We start from the raw sequence: 16,391 nt of genomic DNA on the forward strand, positions 1-16,391 counted from the left end.
GTCGATTATTATAGTTATTAATTAATATCTATATTCATCTTTTAATTGTAAGAGTCGTTCCTTCAATTCTTTTTCCATTGTTACAAGTTCAGCCTCAGCTGATTTACGCTTCTGTGAACCTTCGGACTGAATTTTTAATGTTTCTTCAATTGTGGATACAAGATTCTCCTGAGTCAGTTTCAATGTCTCAATATCTACAATACCACGTTCATTTTCAGTTGCTGTTCTCAGTGAATTTTGTCTAAGCATTTCGCTATTCTTCGTTAATAAGTCATTGGTTGTATTCGTCACTTCTTGTTGTGCCTTAGATGCCGATTCTTGACGAAGTAGGGTCAGGGCAATCGCCATTTGATTCTTCCATAATGGAATAGAAGTCAAAATTGAACTCTGAATTTTCTCCGCTAAGGTCTGATTAATATTTTGAATCATACGAATTTGAGGTGCAGATTGTAATGTGATTTGTCTAGACAGTTTTAAATCGTGTATACGTTTTTCAAGACGATTTACATACTGCATCATATCATTCACATCTTGAACATCCATCTGGTTATTCGATTCATTTGCTTTCTTTTTAAGTCTTGGTAGCTCTTCATTTTCAAGCTCTTCTTTTTTAAGTTCAGCCGCTGCAATATAAATATTAATGGCATCAAAGTAATCTTTGTTTTGGTTATAAAGACCATCTAACATGTTCACATCTTTAACCAATACTTCTTTAGCATGTTCAAGTTGGATTGAGATACGATCTACTTGTGAAGCAATACTTTGGTGTTTTGAGATCATCTCATTGACTGAGCGTTTGACTTTACCGAACATACGCTTAAAGATGTTACTTTTTTCATTCGTTAACTCTTCAGGGTCAATCTCTTTAAGCTTCTTCATCAAATCTTCAAGCGTATCACCGATCGGCCCAACATCTTTTGATTGAACCTCATTTAACATTTGGTGAGAGAACTTAGACATTGCCTGCTGTGCATTCGCACCGTAAGTAATCAAGGCATCGTTATCAAGCGGTTGAATCTTGTTTTTGATGTCTTTGATTGTCTTTAAATCCTCTTCTGAGAACTGATCTTGAAAAGTCGTCAGTACTGAATTAGATTGACTATTTGTCTCTGGTTGAACTTCCTTTTGGAGTACGAAGTCATCCTGTTCACCAGGTTCATTTATACTTTTAAATGGGTCTTTTAATAGTTCATTTTTTAAGTTATCTTCCGTCATTCTGTTCACCTCGATATAGTATTTCATCTTCTTTTTCTTCACGTTTTAGATTTACTTTTTCTTTATCAAGCTTGTTACCTAACATTGCGTGGCGTTTTTTTGATCTCGATGCATTTCTTCTAATAATTTCTCTTTCTATATCGAGATCATTATAACTCGCTTGATTCATGTAAGATAAATTCGATTGTAAAGTTCTTTTCAGCTCTAATAGCGAAAGGCGGGTTTCATGTAATTGGATACGTTCATTTTTAGATTTACCCGGCATCTTATATAAATATAAATACTTTTCAATCGTATTAACTGCAGACTCTAAGTTAGAGTGAAAGAACTGTTGACCTCGATAAAACTTCCGAGGCTCTTCTTCAACTGAAGATATGATTGTTTTAATTATTCTATTGATTTCAAAAATTAATTTTGCATCTTTGATCGAACGAATATTCATATAGCTGGATCTCAGCCTTTTCATCTGTTCATCAACCTGATGTAACTGGCTCTTGATATATTTATATTCACTATTCGTTAAGTTTATTTCTTCTAAATGCTTATTGTGAGCGATTCGATGTGAGGGGAGGTAGGATGCACCAAAACCACCTATACCTAGCACTACATCGAGAAACATATGAATGTCAAATATGTTTGAGGAGAGTACCCAGGTAATCAGTCCTATAGGTACGGCGATCACAGAAGCAATGAAATGAGAATAGTTACCTTTCATCGTTCAAAACTCCTTAATAAAATGTGGCTATTTATTACAATTATAAAGCGTAATGCTTGATAATGCTAATTATTCGCGTTTATAATGATTTCAACGATAGGCTAGTGAAATGGAGTTTTAAACATGTATGAAGTTGTAATCATAAAGGCTGATTATGAAGGTTGGTGGCTATTTGATGGTTGGCAAGAAGATATCATCAAACGGTATCAGGCGACTGACTTAAATAATCTCTTGCACACATACAATACAATCATCGACGAGATGAAACAAAAGTATAATAGCCATATAACAGGAAAATATAATATTATTGCTTTTTTCAATGCTTGTGATATAGAGTATTGCGAAGACTGCGAAGAAGATATGCAAATTTACTATACGCCATTGATGACTAAAAATAATGAATTTTTCAACTATGAAGACAATTAAAGAAAAGTCCTGAAAATGAGATTGCAATATAACAATCCTTCTTGTATAATATGAATTATCAGTAAGTTATGCTTATTGATAATTAACGTCTTTTGGAGGATTTTATTAATGAAACAAGGTACAGTAAAATGGTTTAACGCAGAAAAAGGTTTCGGCTTCATCGAAGTTGAAGGCGAAAACGATGTATTCGTACACTTCTCAGCTATTAACCAAGAAGGTTACAAATCACTTGAAGAAGGTCAAGAAGTAGAATTTGAAGTAGTTGAAGGCGACCGCGGTCCACAAGCTGCTAACGTTGCTAAACTATAATTATAAATTGATTCATTAGAATAATTTGTAAACTACAGGATCCCAGTTATTGGGGTCCTATTTTTTTGTGCTTATTTACTTAAGTAAGACTTATTGAAATAAATTTTTGGGGAAATTTAACTTTTATCGGTTAAGAGAGGTGAAAACTTAAGCAATTTTATAAAATTTGTATAAACTTGTCCGAAAAAAAGAAAAGCTGCTTTTTTTTTGTATATATAGAGTAGATGGACTTTTAGGAGGGATAGCAATTTTTATAAATAGTAGAAATAAACCCCATGAATTACTACATTATGAAGCCTTGAATCGACGTGTTAAATTAACGAAAAGTGAGGATTTTAAATACAAAAATGCTATAAAGGGTTATGAAGGTGAGTGCCTGTATGACAGGATTTTTGACCGTATGGGTCATGATTACTTGTACATATACCGAGATCTTTATCTTCAGATTGGTAATTCTTGTACCCAGTACGACACGCTTATCATCACTGACCAAGGCATTATTAGTAACGAAGTTAAAAATTTTACTGGGAATTACACAATTGAAAATGGCACTTGGTTCAATAATAACTATCAATTGCCAAACGATGCTTTTAGTCAACTCAACCGGTCACTAGGAAAATTAATGGATCTAAGAAATTCAGGGCAGAGTGATTTTAATATAAGTGGGAAGTTGGTATTTCCTAACGACTCGTTAGTGCTACGGACCGATGATTCTTCAAACTGTAATAAGATTATTTTACGCTCTGGCATGCGTGAATACTTCCGACAGCTCAATCGTTCAAGCCAGCGTTTAGGGAATAAGGCTGACTACATTTCTCGTTTGCTCAGCCAATATACAGTAGAAAATCCATATTTCAACCCTTCAACTGATAAAACCCGCATAAAAATCGGTCTTTACTGCGGATCATGTGGTCACTTTAACTTAAATAGAAAAAGATTTCATCTTGTCTGTAATAAGTGTGGGTCAATTGAAAGTAATGAAACGCATCTTCTGAGAGCAATGAGCGACTATAAATTCTTGTTCTACAAAGAAGAAATGACCAGAAACGATTTGATGGCCTTTATTGATTATGAAATTTCCGCAGATGTAGTAAGGCGGGTACTTTTAGAGCATTGTTTCCAAAACAAAAAGGGTAATCATAGCACTTATACCTTAAAATACTTTAATTTTGATATGGCAACTCAATCACCCAACTTTAATATTAGGTATAAAAACCATATTAAATAGATGAATTAACTGAAAAGTAGTGAGAAAGTTGATTGGATGGTGATGACAGACCCTCATCACTGTTCTGACTCATGTGGATGGTGATGTCGATAATTCATCACCATTCTGACTCATGTGGATGGTGATGACGATAACTCATCACCATTCCAACTCAATAGAATGGGAATGTCCATATCTCATCACCATTCCAAATCAATAGAATGGGAATGTCCATATTTCATCACTATTCCAGCTCAATAGAATGGGAATGTCCATATTTCATCACTATTCCAGCTCAATAGAATGAGTATGTCGATATCTCATCACCATTCCAACAACACTAACCCAAGCAATCCACCCATAATTCACGAGAATATACTAATCGCAGAGTATACGAGTAGTATGCTCATGATGATACGAAAGGCGAGATCGTATTTGTTCAACAAATCTTCAGTGTTCTCAGAAAAACACCTCCAAATTTAACAATTTGGAGGTGTGACATCATCGCACATCATTTTCTATTAACTGTGGTAAACTTTGACGTCTAATGACTTCTCGAACACCTGAATCGCTAACAAAAATCACTGCTGGTTTTTGCATTTGATTATAGTTCGAAGCCATGGAGTAATGATAGGCACCTGTTGACTTAACGGCCAGGAAATCCCCACGTTTTAAGTCGTGCGGTAACATCTTGTGCTTACCAATAACATCACCGGATTCACATAATTTACCGACGACATGTGTTGAGACTTGTGCATTATCATCGCTAAGTTTTACTGGAATGACTTCATATTCTGCACCGTAAAGTGGAGTACGAATATGATCACTCATACCTCCATCGATGGATACGTACTTACTAATACCATGGATATTTTTTATAGTACCCACTTCATATACTGTAAGCCCAGCTTCTGCGGTAATAGAACGACCTGGTTCTATCATTAAGTGAGGCACTGGACGATTAGAAGCTTCCAAAGTTTCTTTTAAATGCGTTAATATCTCATCAAATCCGGACTCTATCGGAAAACGCACATCATCTTGTGTGTATTTCACACCGTAACCGCCGCCCATATTTAAGACTTCAATATTAATATCCTCTTCATCTAGCCAAGTAAAGACATTGGTAATCGCATTAATGAACGGTCTACTCTCTGACAGCTGTGAGCCTAGATGGTAGTGTATACCTTTAAAGCTTAAATGCTCACTTTGCTGAATCAAATCAATCGCCGTTTTAGCTGCACCGTTCGATAAGGACAGGCCAAATTTACTGTCTTCTTGGCCGGTTGAAATATACTCATGTGTATTGACTTCAACACTTGGATTGATACGAATTAAGACATTGATTCGGTCGGTTTCAGATAGGTCTTTAGCCAGCTCATTAATCAAGCCAATTTCATCTATCGCATCGATAATGAAAAATCGTACACCAGCTTTAATCGCATAGTCGATTTCAAATGGCGTCTTGTTATTACCATGAAAGTGAATATCTTCTACTGGAAAACCTGCCTCTAGCGCAGTATAGAGTTCTCCAACTGATACAACGTCCAATTCCATTTCTTGACGCTTTAGGATTTTGATCATCTGAATGCTTGAAAATGCTTTAGAGGCATAGGAAATTGAGTAGGGGACTTGATGACTTTTAAAAATTTGATGATATTGATTCATAATTGAAGTCATTTTATCTTCATCGTAGATTATTAACGGCGTACCATATTCCTTTGCAAGGTCTGCGATTTTATGGCCTCGCATCATTAATTGTCCGTTTTCGTATTCAGTCGTCATAAACAATTTCTCTCCTCATCGAGTTGTAATTAAAAGCACCGAGTTGTTCTGAGTTTGCACCGACTCCTAGTGCTGTAAAGTGGTCGATTCTTTGGCTCTTACCATATAAGTAAACCGGCATGTGCATCTTAACGTGATCATCAACCAAGACTGCCATGTGGCTCATCATCAAGGCAACAATTTCATAAGACCGACCACCAATTTCACAGCCATGTTTAATTCTTTCTCTTAAAATACCATCACCATAGCCGATATCAACAATAGCGACCTTACAATCTTCAGTCGCCGTAAATGCTTTACTATAGCCAAGTGATTCACCCGCTCTTAATTGCCTAATTTGGACAATTGGGGCAGTGACAGACACACTTTGAATGAAGTCTTTACTGTCTAATGATTTAAATGGTTTAGAACCATATAAGCCTATACCTAATCGAACATGACTATGATTATTAAACAGACCATCACGCATATATGACGCGCTATTTTGTGAATGAACAACGGATGGATGAATCCCGAGTTCAAAAACACCTTCTACAAAATCCAGCCATAGCTGTCTTTCTTTTTCATATACACCATCAAATTCATCAGCATAACCGAAATGTGTCCATAGTCCTTTAATATTTAAGTCAATATCTTCAGACTTTGCATCGTTTAACAATGCTTCAACTTCACTGATTTTAGCGAATCCTGAGCGCTTAAATAATCCCTCGAATTCAATATGTAAGTCAATGTCCACTAAGTCATGCTTATAGGACATATAATAGTCAAGAGAAGGTAGGGTAATCTCAAGTCGATGCTGTTTGACCTGTTTAAAATCAGTTGTCGGGTTTAGGAGAAAGATATTAACCTTCTGCCCACAAATTTTTCTGATATAAATTGCATCTTCAATTGAAGTCGTTGCAAAATAATCTATGCCTGCTATGGCAAAGGCCTTTACCGTGAAGTCTAAACCATAGTTATATGCATTATTTTTTACAACTGCAATCGTTTGACCCTCTAGCTGAAATTGTTTTGCTTGTTCAATAAATTCAGCTTGATCGACTTGAAATACGCCGCCCATATTCGCCACTCCTGACCGTTAATAGTGATTTAAAATTGCTTCATAGTAGTTCGCTACATCAATGAGGACACGTTCATCAAAGTTAAAAGTATTGGTGTGTAGTCCTGTAACGAAACCTTGATCGATATTTCTCGAACCGATAAAAACAAAATACGCCGGTGCGATTTCTCCGTAGAATGAAAAATCTTCACCGAATAAGTAAGGTTTTTCCATGTCATTCACTTCCATGCCGATTGACGATAAGGATTTTTCTACTAAACCTTTAAGACTTCCATTATTTTTTACCGCAGGATACCCACTATTATATGCTAAATCTGTTCTCACACCGTAGAGTAGCTCAGAAGCTTCTTTTATTTTAGCCATCTGTGTTTTAATCTGACTTAAATCCGCTTCTTCATAAGTACGTATTGTTCCTCTAAGAGAAGCTTTAGCTGGTACTGTATTAATTGCTTCTCCTGCTTGTAGTTCACCCATGTGTACAATATTTCTATTTAAACCATCCAGGTGGAACTGTTGAATATTTGAAACTTCATTGGCAATTTTAATGATTGCCTCAAGTGCAGAACGCCCTTGATGTTTTTGAGCCACGTGCGCACTTGTACCATCAACTGTAAAGTGGAACTCATTCGCACTCGCAGTTAATTCTTCATCCCTATAGTGCGCTGTACCTTCTAGTTCATCTGGCATTAAATGAATGCCAAATATTGCATCAAATTCCGGTCTATTCTCCCATGCCTTAAGTAAAAGATTTGCACCTGCGTTACTTTCTTCACTCGGTTGAAAAATAAAGACGCAATTGTGTTTTAATTCCCCTTGATCAAACACTTTCTTCATCCGCTTTATAAAGAGTAAGAGGGCAGTCGTGTGACCATCATGGCCACATGCATGCATTACATTATCAACTGTGCTCTTATAAGAAACTTCATTGACTTCTTGAATCGGTAGGGCATCTATATCAGCTCTAAAACCAAGGATTTTATCACTATTTCCTTTTAACTCAGCAATCACACCGGTCTCTAGCACTCGGTAGTAGGGCACATCAAGTGCCTCAAGAACACTGATAACATATTCTGTCGTCTTGAACTCTTCCATACTTAGCTCAGGGTGTTGATGTAAATGTCTTCTATGTTTAATAACAAACTCTAATTCTTCATTTGATACTATCGTCATCTTATTTCAACTTTCTAAGTGCTTGAACGATTTCTTTTTTAGAGTCAGTCACTTCACTTGCTTGTTTGATGACCTTTGCCGGTGTGCCTGCAACAACCGAACCTGCAGGTACATCTTCAGTCACGATTGCACCAGCTGCAACAATTGAGCCTTGTCCGACTGTAACACCTTCTAAAATTACAGCGTTCGCACCGATTAATACATCATCTTCAATGACAACAGGTGAGGCACTTGGTGGTTCAATCACCCCAGCAAGTACTGCTCCAGCACCGACGTGAACATTTTTACCTGTCGTCGCACGGCCACCTAAAACAGCGTTCATATCAATCATTGTACCCTCACCAACGATGGCACCAATATTAATAGAAGCACCCATCATGACTACCGCACCATCTTCGATGACTGCATGTTCACGAATGAAAGCACCGGGTTCAATACGTGCATTTGTATTCGTTAGGTCCATGAGTGGAATCGCTGAGTTACGACGATCTTGTTCTACGACAATGTCCGTTACCTTGTCTTCAATTGAAGGGTAAAAGGCTTGCCAATCTTTTGAGTCGGCAAAAATTGTTTTAGATTCATTCGTACCAAATACTTTAAATGACGCATCAAAAGTGACATCAGAAAAATCTCCATTGATATATATCTTTAAAGGTGTTTCTTTTTCTGCCTCTGAAATGTAATTAATAAGTTCTTCTGCTGTAAATTTCTCCATGTTTAAATTTCTCCTTAAAATAAATTGTTGTAGTTATAAAATCCATTTTCTTTATGAATCAAAGCCTCTGCTGCCTTGATTGCACCGTTTGCAAAGATATCTTTTGACTGGGCGGTGTGTCTCAGTTCAATAACCTCATCATGACCTGCAAATATTGCGTCATGGGTACCGACAATCGTACCACCGCGAATGGCACTAACTCCAATCTCTTCTTTACTGCGTGGTGATCTAGCACTGGATCGATCGTAAACTGGATAGCTCCCAGGTCTTTCTTCAAGTGCTGTATCTAACAGTTTAACTAAAGTACCACTCGGCGCGTCGACCTTTTTATTATGGTGCCGCTCAACTAATTCTAGATCATAGTCACTCAATTCACTTAAGGCTTTTTTAAGTAAATTATTTAAGACATTTACACCATAACTCATATTGGCACTAAAGAACACAGGAGACGATTCAGCTCTCTTTTTTAGTAAGCTGACAATCTCTTCTTTAGATCCTGTCGTTGCAACGACGAGTGGTGTTTTAAAGTCTTCTGAAATCAAAGGAATCAATCTTTCAGGATTTGAAAAATCAATTGCAACATCTGCACCCGCTTCATCAATACTCGTAAAATTAGGGTAGATATCTGTCGATGATGAAATCACACCGACAATCTCATGTCCCTTTTCCTTAGCGAGACGACTAACAATTTGATTCATCGTCCCGTAACCAATCAAGAGTATCTTCATACTCTGACACCTTCTTTGTAACTTTGATAAACATCAACAACAGTCTGTCTAACTGCTTCATCTAATGGTAAGAGTGGAAGTCTTAGTTCATATTGACCAAAACCAAGTTCTGCTGTGAGTGCTTTAACTGGGATTGGGTTGACGTCTACTTGTACAGCATTGATGACCGGCATTAAATCTTTAAAACGTGCTCTTGCGGTTTCACGGTCATTATTGGTTTGACGCTCGTAGACATCTTGTAATTCTTTTGGAATCACATTGCCGACTACTGAAATTAAACCTTTACCGCCAAGATCTGTAAAGTCTGTGAAATTATCATCGTTGCCACTGTAGAGGGCAAAGTTTTCATCGACTAAGTTTAAGACGTTGATTGTGTAGTTTAAGTCACCAACAGCATCTTTTAAAGCGACAATATTTCTGTGTTGGCTGAGTTCTAGTACCGTCTCAGGTTCAATTGATAAGTTCGTTCTGGACGGCACATTATATAAGACAATCGGAATGTTAATGGCATCTGCAATCGTTGTGAAGTGTGCCACTAAACCGCGTTGATTACTCTTATTGTAATAAGGCGTAATTAACATGACTGCGTCAGCACCCGCTTCTTCAGCATATTTCGATAGGGCCATTGAACGCTCTGTAGAGTTTGTTCCGGTCCCTGCAATCACTGGCACACGACCATTCACTGTTTCAATCGCTGTATTTAATAGTCCTTTGATTTCATCATCTGAAAGGGTAGGGGATTCTCCTGTTGTACCATTGATAATTAAACTTTGTGCGTTGTGCTCGATTAAAAATTCAATATGATTTTTATATGCTTCATAATCCACTTGATTATTCGAAAATGGGGTGGTCATTGCAACACCAATACCTTCAAAAATATGGGTCATATATATCCGCTCCTTATTTATTATCGATTAGCGTTTTAAGAATTTGAACTGTGTTTTGTGCGGCACCTTTAAGTAAGTTGTCTCCGACACACCATACGTGGAAGGTGTTCTCGAGCGTTGGGTCTTTTCTAATACGACCGACGTAAATCTCATTTTGATGGGATGCTTCAAACGGTGTAGGGTAGACACCATTTTTAGGATCATCCATCAAGACAATGTGTGGTACGTTTCTAAAAGCATTCCTAACTTCTTCTTCTGTTGCTCTCTTTTCTAAAGTCACATTGATCTGAACACTGTGACTTGAAATCACCGGTACTCTCACACAAGTTGCAGTGACCTGAATATCATCATTTCCAAGAATCTTTTTCGTTTCATCAATCATTTTGACTTCTTCTTTTGTATAACCATCTTCTAAAAAAACATCAATTTGAGGAATCACATTGTTATATATTGGTTTCGGATATGTTGTCGGTGCTTCACCTTTTGCACCTTCTTCTAAATCCCTAATGCCACCTGCACCTGAACCAGATACTGATTGGTAAGTTGCGTAATGGACACGCTTGATACCAAAGATATCGTAGAGTGGTTGTAAGGCAATGACAGATTGAATTGTTGAACAGTTCGGGTTCGCTATAATCTTTCTATTTAATCTAGGCTCATTAATCTCTGGAACGATGAGATCGATATCATCCTTCATTCTCCAAAAGCTTGAATTATCGATAATGATTGCGCCATTGTCTTCAAAAAGTGGGGCGAACTTTTCACTCGCCCGCCCACCTGCACTCATGACGACATAATCAAAGCCATCCTTTGTTTTATCTTTCGTTAATTCTTCGACAATGTAAGTTTGTCCTTTAAACTCAACTTCTTTACCACTTGAACGCTTGGATGAAAATAAGACCAAGTCATCAAAAGGGATTTCATATTGCTCAATCATTTCTAACATTTTTGTACCTACAACACCTGTTGCACCAACTACTGCTAATTTCATAACATGCCTCCTAGTTTTATAAGTACAATCAAAAATGTAAATAAAAAAACAAGCCTGGGTGACCAGACTTGTTTAAAATTTATATACAAGTGATGCACTCCATTATCCGTGAAAATAATGACAAATCCTTAGCTCTTAACCTACGAATCCAACGAGTGGTAGCTGCGTTTCTACCATTCATTTCGGCATCTCACCCTTTAGTCATATACACTTTCGCAGAAGTTAAGTATATGAGTACTCATGATTGATGCGCCTCATCTTAATAATATTTAGTTTTTGTCGTTAGATGTCATTATACATAAGGTAATATTCAAAGTAAACAGAAAGTTCTTATTTCTTGATAATTCCTTTTTCTACAAGGTAATCTTCATAACCAATTTCCTTAACGATTGCCTTGTTGTCAGAGATGTCTAAGACTGTGTTTGAAATTGTATTTATGAACTCTAAGTCGTGTGATGTAAAGATCATAGAACCTTTAAATTTCTTCAAGCCATCGTTGACCGCAGTAATGCTTTCTAAGTCTAAGTGGTTTGTTGGCTCATCAAGTAGAATGACGTTAGCTTGAGATAACATCATCTTACTGAGCATGGCGCGTACTTTCTCTCCCCCTGATAATACGCTCGCTTTTTTCTTCGCTTCTTCACCAGAAAAGAGCATGCGACCTAAGAAGCCTCTTAAGAATGTTTCAGTCTGTTCTTCTGGTGGTGCATACTGACGCAACCATTCAACAAGACTTAAGTCCACACCTTCAAAGTACTCAGAATTATCTTTAGGGAAGTAAGATTGTGATGTTGTGACACCCCAGCGAACTTCGCCTTCATCAGCCTCAATTTCTCCAGCTAAAATACGAAGTAGGGTCGTTCTTTGTAATTCTGATCCACCTGTTAGTATGACTTTACTATAAGGTGCTAAAGTAAATGATAGGTTATCAAGTACCTTTTCACCGTCAATAGAGTAGGAGAGTCCAGTAACTTGTAAGAGCTCATTACCGATTTCTCTACCTGCAGTAAAGTTGACAAATGGATAGCGACGAGATGAAGGTTGAATATCTTCAAGTTCAATCTTATCAAGCATCTTCTTACGGCTGGTTGCCTGCTTAGATTTTGAAGCGTTGGCAGAGAACCGAGCAACGAAGTCTTTTAGTTCCTTAATCTTTTCTTCTTTTTTCTTATTTTGGTCTTGGGCCATTTGTAGGGCCATCTGACTAGATTGATACCAGAAATCGTAGTTTCCAACATAGACTTTAATCTTACCAAAGTCTAAATCCGCAATATGTGTACATACATTATTTAGGAAGTGTCGGTCGTGGGATACGACGATTACAGTGTTTTCAAAATCGATTAAGAATTCTTCTAACCACTGTACCGCTTCAATGTCTAAACCGTTGGTCGGCTCATCGAGTAACAGTACATCAGGATTACCGAATAGACTTTGAGCTAAAAGCACTTTTACCTTTTGTGTATTATCAAGTTCGGACATGTTCTTATCAACTAAGTCGTGAGGAATTCCAAGGCCGTGGAGTAGGGACTCTGCATCACTTTCTGCAGTCCAACCACCCATTTCACCAAATTCTCCTTCAAGTTCAGCCGCTCTAATACCGTCCTCATCTGAAAAATCAGGTTTCATGTAGATTTCATTCTTTTCGTTCATAACATTCCATAATTTCTCATGGCCCATCATGACAACGTCTAAAACTCTTGTGTCTTCATAACCAAAGTGATCCTGTCTTAAGAACGCCATGCGTTCGTCTTGTCCTAAAATCACGTGGCCATCTGAGTCAACTTCACCAGTTAATACCTTAAGAAATGTAGATTTACCTGCACCATTTGCACCGATTAATCCGTAGCAATTCCCTGGTGTGAATTTAATGTTTACATCTTCAAAAAGCTTTCTATCTCCAAATCTCAGACTCACGTCGCTTACTTGCAGCATGTGCATTCTCCTTTATATTAAACATTCGTTTTAAAAGTTTACATTCATAAGCGATGATACCATAAATATGATATTATTGGAATATAGTTAACCTTTGAAACCAATGAGGCTATTGCTAAAATAGAACTTAATAGTTTAAAACAATTTGTGAAATAAATGAGGACTTAAAATGACTAAAATATCAGGTACAGTACAATTTTTAAAAGTAATCAAAAAAGAAGGCTCGACCTATCATCTTGTAACTGAAGATGAAAAGTATATCCGCATGAACCGTTCAGAAATCGAAGAAGACTTGGATTATGATATTGACGAAGAAGTACCGGTCTTTATCTACCCAAACCGTTCAGGTGAACTCTTCGCAACACCTAAAATCCCGAGCATTACAGCCGACAAATTCGGCTACGCACGAGTGAGCGAAGTCAATCGTGATGGGGCATACTTAGACATTGGCTCACCACGTGAAATCCTCATTCCTTGGATTGACTTACCACGTATGAAGGAAGTTTGGCCAGCTGTCGATGATATGGTCTATGCGACGATTCGTGTTGAGGCAGATGATCAGTTGTACGGCCGTCTAATTACTGAAACAGAAGTAAGTGAAAAGTTCCAGAAATTAACTCGTGAGGACTATGAATCACTCGGTAACAAGTGGTTAAAAGGGCGTCCGTACCGTTTACTGAAAGTCGGAACCTTCCTGATTTCGGATGAAGGCTACAAGGTCTTCGTTCACGAGAGTGAAAGAGAGCAAGAGCCTCGACTCGGGCAAGAAGTCTCCTTTAGACTGATTGGCATTAATGACAAAGGTGAAGTCAACGGCTCCTTCCTAGAAAAATCCTATAAACGTCTAGGTACTGACGGAGAACGTATCGTCGAATACATGCAGATGCATGATGACATGATGGAATTTAACGATAAAAGTTCACCCGAAGACATCAAACGTGTCTTCAACCTATCTAAAGGTCAGTTCAAACGCGCTTTAGGTGGATTATTGAAAGAAGGACGCATCGAGTTTGTTAACGGCATGACACACTTAAAAGATAAGTAAATATATTGATTCGAGAATACGTACGCGCCAATGTGATTTGCTCGTTGGCGCGTATTTCTCTTTTTGCGCCATTGTGATCCGCTCATTGGCACGTATTTGCCTTTTCGCGCCATTGTGATCCGCTCATTGGCGCGTATTTCTCTTTTTGCGCCATTGTGACCTGCTCATTGGCGCGTATTTCTCTTTTTGCGCCATTGTGACCTGCTCATTGGCACGTATTCTCATTTACGTGCCGTCGTCAATTCCACGACGACACGTAACAATCCATATATAATAAAAAAGTATGAAATCCATCAAAGGATTTCATACTCTATAAATTATTTACCGATTTCTTCAGTCAACGCTTCTAATTGATCAACGAGTTCTCCGATATAGGCAATTGTATTCTCTAATGGTTCAGAAGTTGTAATATCAATGCCGGCCATCTTCGCTAATTCTACTGGGTCTTCTTTACCACCCGTCTTAAGCACATTTAACCAATCATCAATAGCTGGTTGGCCATCGTTTAAAATACGTTTGGACATTTCTGTTGCAATTGTTAATCCAGCTGAATAAGTATACGGATAAAGTCCCATATAGTAGTGTGGTTGACGCATCCAAGTCAATTCAGCACCTTCAGTGATTTCAACATCTTCACCCCAGAACTTCTCAATGACTTCACGTTTTAATTGATTGAGCGTCGATGCAGTCACTGTCTCATAATTATCAACACGCTTATAAACCTCTCTTTGATAAGCTGCCTCAAGTAGGTGAGTGACAAAGTTATGATAGTAAGTTCTTGAGATAATTGAACTGATGATCCAACGTTTAAATGCAGGATCTTCAGAATTCTTCAATAAGTGATTGGCCATCAACATCTCGTTCATCGTACTTGGCGCTTCGATAAAGTACATCGATGGTCTTGTATCAAAAATATTTTGTGCACGGTTCGCATTATAGAAGTGACCCGCATGACCTAATTCATGGGCTAAGACAAATACTTCTTCCATTAAAGAAGACCATGAGATTAAAATGTACGGATGACTGCCATATGGACTAGAACAGAAAGCACCTGTTGATTTCCCTTTATTTTGAACGAAGTCGATCCAACGTTCATCGTAGGCTCTGTTGATCATATCTGTATAATCTTCACCCATAATACCAAGGGCATCTAAAATATATTTTCTTGATTCTTCTACACTAATCTCTGGCTCTGATTCTGGATCTAACGGAATCTTTAAGTCTTCATATTTCATAGTGTCTAGGCCGTGAACATCTTTTAGTAACTTCGCATAACGGCGCATATGTGGGGCTAATTTTTCAGTAATCGTATCAATCTGTCTATCGTATAATTCACGATCAACTTTTTGTCTGTGTAATAAGTAATCAATCACAGAGTCAAAACCACGTAAGTCTGCTTCTGCTTTTTCACGTTTTAAGTGAATATCATAAGTCCCAGCCGTCGTTTCTTGGTATTGTCTTAACGATTCCGAGAATTTTTTGAATGCCTGACGACGAACTTCCTTATCAGGATTGGATTCTAATCCACCTTCAAACGCTAGGTAAGATAAAGAATATTCCTCACCATTAGCAGTGAAGGTACCAAAATCAATGTCTAGTAATTTTGTTTTTTGATATAAATCATAAGGTCCCGCAAATACAGAAGAGAAAGATGCGAGTGCTTTTTCAACGTTGGCTTCTAATTGGTAGGGCTTAGAGCGTAGTAAATCATCTATATAGTGTTTATATTCTGTCTTAGTTTGACCAATTTCTTGTAAAAATGATTCATCTTGCTCAAGTAATTCACTGACTAAGAAGCTCGTTTTTGAACTTAAGTCGGTTTGGAGGTTACCCGTCAAACCACCCAGTTTTTGTGCAGCTTCGTCACCGCGATTTTCCGATAATCGTAGGTTTGAGTATGTACCGATTAATACATTCGCCTCTAAAATTTGTCGGTAGTCGTCAATGGCTTTGATTGCATTGTCTACAGTATTCACTTGTCCTTGGTGACTCTTTTGAAAGTCGTCGATCTGTTTACGTGCTTGTTCGATGGCAGCCTGGCAAGTTTCGTCATCTTTAAAGATAACCGATAAATCCCAAGTATAATTCACATCGACATCTGTTCTGTTTTGTAACTCTGTCATTAAATCATCTCCCGTTATTATTCCTTTGTTGCTATTATATATTATACATAAAATTGTGAATATTGTATAACTTATGAAATATGAAT

The 16,391-nt window shown here is 37.6% G+C and carries 15 protein-coding genes and 1 riboswitch; of the genes, 4 read left to right on the top strand and 11 right to left on the bottom strand.

Annotated features, from left to right (window positions below; all coding sequences use genetic code 11):
- Window positions 1–21 precede the first annotated feature (21 nt).
- Both EYB29_RS04620 and EYB29_RS04625 read right to left on the bottom strand, forming a co-directional pair.
- Window positions 22–1,215: a toxic anion resistance protein gene (locus EYB29_RS04620; RefSeq protein ID WP_026866283.1), complete on the bottom strand. Its 1,194-nt coding sequence runs from the start codon at window positions 1,213–1,215 to the stop codon at window positions 22–24.
- On the bottom strand, window positions 1,202–1,930 hold the full coding sequence (locus EYB29_RS04625; protein WP_166626702.1) for a 5-bromo-4-chloroindolyl phosphate hydrolysis family protein: 729 nt from the start codon (window positions 1,928–1,930) through the stop codon (window positions 1,202–1,204). Before EYB29_RS04625 ends, EYB29_RS04620 begins: the two co-directional genes overlap by 14 nt.
- A 123-nt stretch (window positions 1,931–2,053) precedes the next feature.
- Between EYB29_RS04625 and EYB29_RS04630 the strand changes: the two genes are divergently transcribed.
- From EYB29_RS04630 to EYB29_RS04640, 3 genes are all read left to right on the top strand, one after another.
- Window positions 2,054–2,356 (top strand): DUF1033 family protein, encoded by a 303-nt coding sequence (locus tag EYB29_RS04630; RefSeq protein ID WP_166626703.1) that lies wholly within the window; start codon window positions 2,054–2,056, stop codon window positions 2,354–2,356.
- Between the two features lie 108 nt (window positions 2,357–2,464).
- Window positions 2,465–2,665 carry a cold shock protein CspA gene (cspA, locus tag EYB29_RS04635; protein ID WP_026866280.1) on the top strand — a complete coding sequence of 67 codons (201 nt, stop codon included), beginning with the start codon at window positions 2,465–2,467 and terminating at the stop codon, window positions 2,663–2,665.
- Window positions 2,666–2,831: 166 nt separating this feature from the next.
- Window positions 2,832–3,893 carry a nuclease-related domain-containing protein gene (locus EYB29_RS04640; RefSeq protein ID WP_166626704.1) on the top strand — a complete coding sequence of 354 codons (1,062 nt, stop codon included), beginning with the start codon at window positions 2,832–2,834 and terminating at the stop codon, window positions 3,891–3,893.
- A 480-nt stretch (window positions 3,894–4,373) separates the two neighbouring features.
- Here EYB29_RS04640 and lysA read toward each other — a convergent pair whose 3' ends face one another.
- From lysA to EYB29_RS04680, 8 genes are all read right to left on the bottom strand, one after another.
- A complete protein-coding gene (gene lysA, locus EYB29_RS04645; RefSeq protein ID WP_166626705.1) occupies window positions 4,374–5,654 on the bottom strand; it encodes a diaminopimelate decarboxylase in 1,281 nt (426 codons plus the stop codon).
- Complete coding sequence (locus EYB29_RS04650; RefSeq protein ID WP_166626706.1) at window positions 5,644–6,714, bottom strand: alanine racemase; 1,071 nt, start codon at window positions 6,712–6,714, stop codon at window positions 5,644–5,646. Before EYB29_RS04650 ends, lysA begins: the two co-directional genes overlap by 11 nt.
- A gap of 18 nt (window positions 6,715–6,732) precedes the next feature.
- Complete coding sequence (locus tag EYB29_RS04655) at window positions 6,733–7,884, bottom strand: M20 metallopeptidase family protein (protein ID WP_166626707.1); 1,152 nt, start codon at window positions 7,882–7,884, stop codon at window positions 6,733–6,735.
- Between the two features lies 1 nt (window position 7,885).
- The gene (gene dapD / locus EYB29_RS04660; RefSeq protein WP_026866275.1) at window positions 7,886–8,599 is read right to left on the bottom strand and encodes a 2,3,4,5-tetrahydropyridine-2,6-dicarboxylate N-acetyltransferase; all 714 of its coding nucleotides are present in this window, start codon (window positions 8,597–8,599) and stop codon (window positions 7,886–7,888) included.
- 14 nt (window positions 8,600–8,613) lie between these two features.
- The gene (gene dapB / locus EYB29_RS04665) at window positions 8,614–9,327 is read right to left on the bottom strand and encodes a 4-hydroxy-tetrahydrodipicolinate reductase (protein WP_166626708.1); all 714 of its coding nucleotides are present in this window, start codon (window positions 9,325–9,327) and stop codon (window positions 8,614–8,616) included.
- On the bottom strand, window positions 9,324–10,214 hold the full coding sequence (gene dapA / locus EYB29_RS04670; RefSeq protein WP_166626709.1) for a 4-hydroxy-tetrahydrodipicolinate synthase: 891 nt from the start codon (window positions 10,212–10,214) through the stop codon (window positions 9,324–9,326). The genes dapB and dapA overlap by 4 nt, the downstream gene beginning before the upstream one ends.
- Before the next feature lie 13 nt (window positions 10,215–10,227).
- On the bottom strand, window positions 10,228–11,205 hold the full coding sequence (locus tag EYB29_RS04675) for an aspartate-semialdehyde dehydrogenase (RefSeq protein WP_166626710.1): 978 nt from the start codon (window positions 11,203–11,205) through the stop codon (window positions 10,228–10,230).
- A gap of 84 nt (window positions 11,206–11,289) precedes the next feature.
- Window positions 11,290–11,471, bottom strand: a riboswitch (Lysine riboswitch).
- Window positions 11,472–11,535: 64 nt separating this feature from the next.
- Window positions 11,536–13,137, bottom strand: coding sequence for an ABC-F family ATP-binding cassette domain-containing protein (locus tag EYB29_RS04680; protein WP_026866271.1), 1,602 nt, complete (start codon window positions 13,135–13,137; stop codon window positions 11,536–11,538).
- Between the two features lie 169 nt (window positions 13,138–13,306).
- Here EYB29_RS04680 and EYB29_RS04685 point away from each other — a divergent pair, with 169 nt between their 5' ends.
- Entirely contained in the window at window positions 13,307–14,182 is an 876-nt protein-coding gene (locus EYB29_RS04685) for a CvfB family protein (protein WP_166626711.1), read from the top strand.
- 317 nt (window positions 14,183–14,499) lie between these two features.
- Here the strand turns inward: EYB29_RS04685 and pepF are convergent, their stop codons facing one another.
- Entirely contained in the window at window positions 14,500–16,305 is a 1,806-nt protein-coding gene (pepF, locus tag EYB29_RS04690; protein WP_166626712.1) for an oligoendopeptidase F, read from the bottom strand.
- Between the last annotated feature and the right edge of the window lie 86 nt (window positions 16,306–16,391).

The organism is Jeotgalicoccus sp. S0W5 (assembly GCF_011634875.1).
Classification (GTDB): Bacteria; Bacillota; Bacilli; order Staphylococcales; family Salinicoccaceae; genus Jeotgalicoccus; species Jeotgalicoccus marinus.

Excerpts from the sequence above, each read along its gene's own strand:
- EYB29_RS04630 (WP_166626703.1), top strand. The coding sequence starts at position 2,054 with ATGTATGAAGTTGTAATCATAAAGGCTGATTATGAAGGTTGGTGGCTA.
- dapB (WP_166626708.1), bottom strand. The coding sequence starts at position 9,327 with ATGAAGATACTCTTGATTGGTTACGGGACGATGAATCAAATTGTTAGT.
- cspA (WP_026866280.1), top strand. The coding sequence starts at position 2,465 with ATGAAACAAGGTACAGTAAAATGGTTTAACGCAGAAAAAGGTTTCGGC.
- dapA (WP_166626709.1), bottom strand. The coding sequence starts at position 10,214 with ATGACCCATATTTTTGAAGGTATTGGTGTTGCAATGACCACCCCATTT.
- EYB29_RS04675 (WP_166626710.1), bottom strand. The coding sequence starts at position 11,205 with ATGAAATTAGCAGTAGTTGGTGCAACAGGTGTTGTAGGTACAAAAATG.
- EYB29_RS04650 (WP_166626706.1), bottom strand. The coding sequence starts at position 6,714 with ATGGGCGGCGTATTTCAAGTCGATCAAGCTGAATTTATTGAACAAGCA.
- EYB29_RS04685 (WP_166626711.1), top strand. The coding sequence starts at position 13,307 with ATGACTAAAATATCAGGTACAGTACAATTTTTAAAAGTAATCAAAAAA.
- lysA (WP_166626705.1), bottom strand. The coding sequence starts at position 5,654 with ATGACGACTGAATACGAAAACGGACAATTAATGATGCGAGGCCATAAA.
- dapD (WP_026866275.1), bottom strand. The coding sequence starts at position 8,599 with ATGGAGAAATTTACAGCAGAAGAACTTATTAATTACATTTCAGAGGCA.
- EYB29_RS04655 (WP_166626707.1), bottom strand. The coding sequence starts at position 7,884 with ATGACGATAGTATCAAATGAAGAATTAGAGTTTGTTATTAAACATAGA.
- pepF (WP_166626712.1), bottom strand. The coding sequence starts at position 16,305 with ATGACAGAGTTACAAAACAGAACAGATGTCGATGTGAATTATACTTGG.
- EYB29_RS04680 (WP_026866271.1), bottom strand. The coding sequence starts at position 13,137 with ATGCTGCAAGTAAGCGACGTGAGTCTGAGATTTGGAGATAGAAAGCTT.
- EYB29_RS04620 (WP_026866283.1), bottom strand. The coding sequence starts at position 1,215 with ATGACGGAAGATAACTTAAAAAATGAACTATTAAAAGACCCATTTAAA.
- EYB29_RS04625 (WP_166626702.1), bottom strand. The coding sequence starts at position 1,930 with ATGAAAGGTAACTATTCTCATTTCATTGCTTCTGTGATCGCCGTACCT.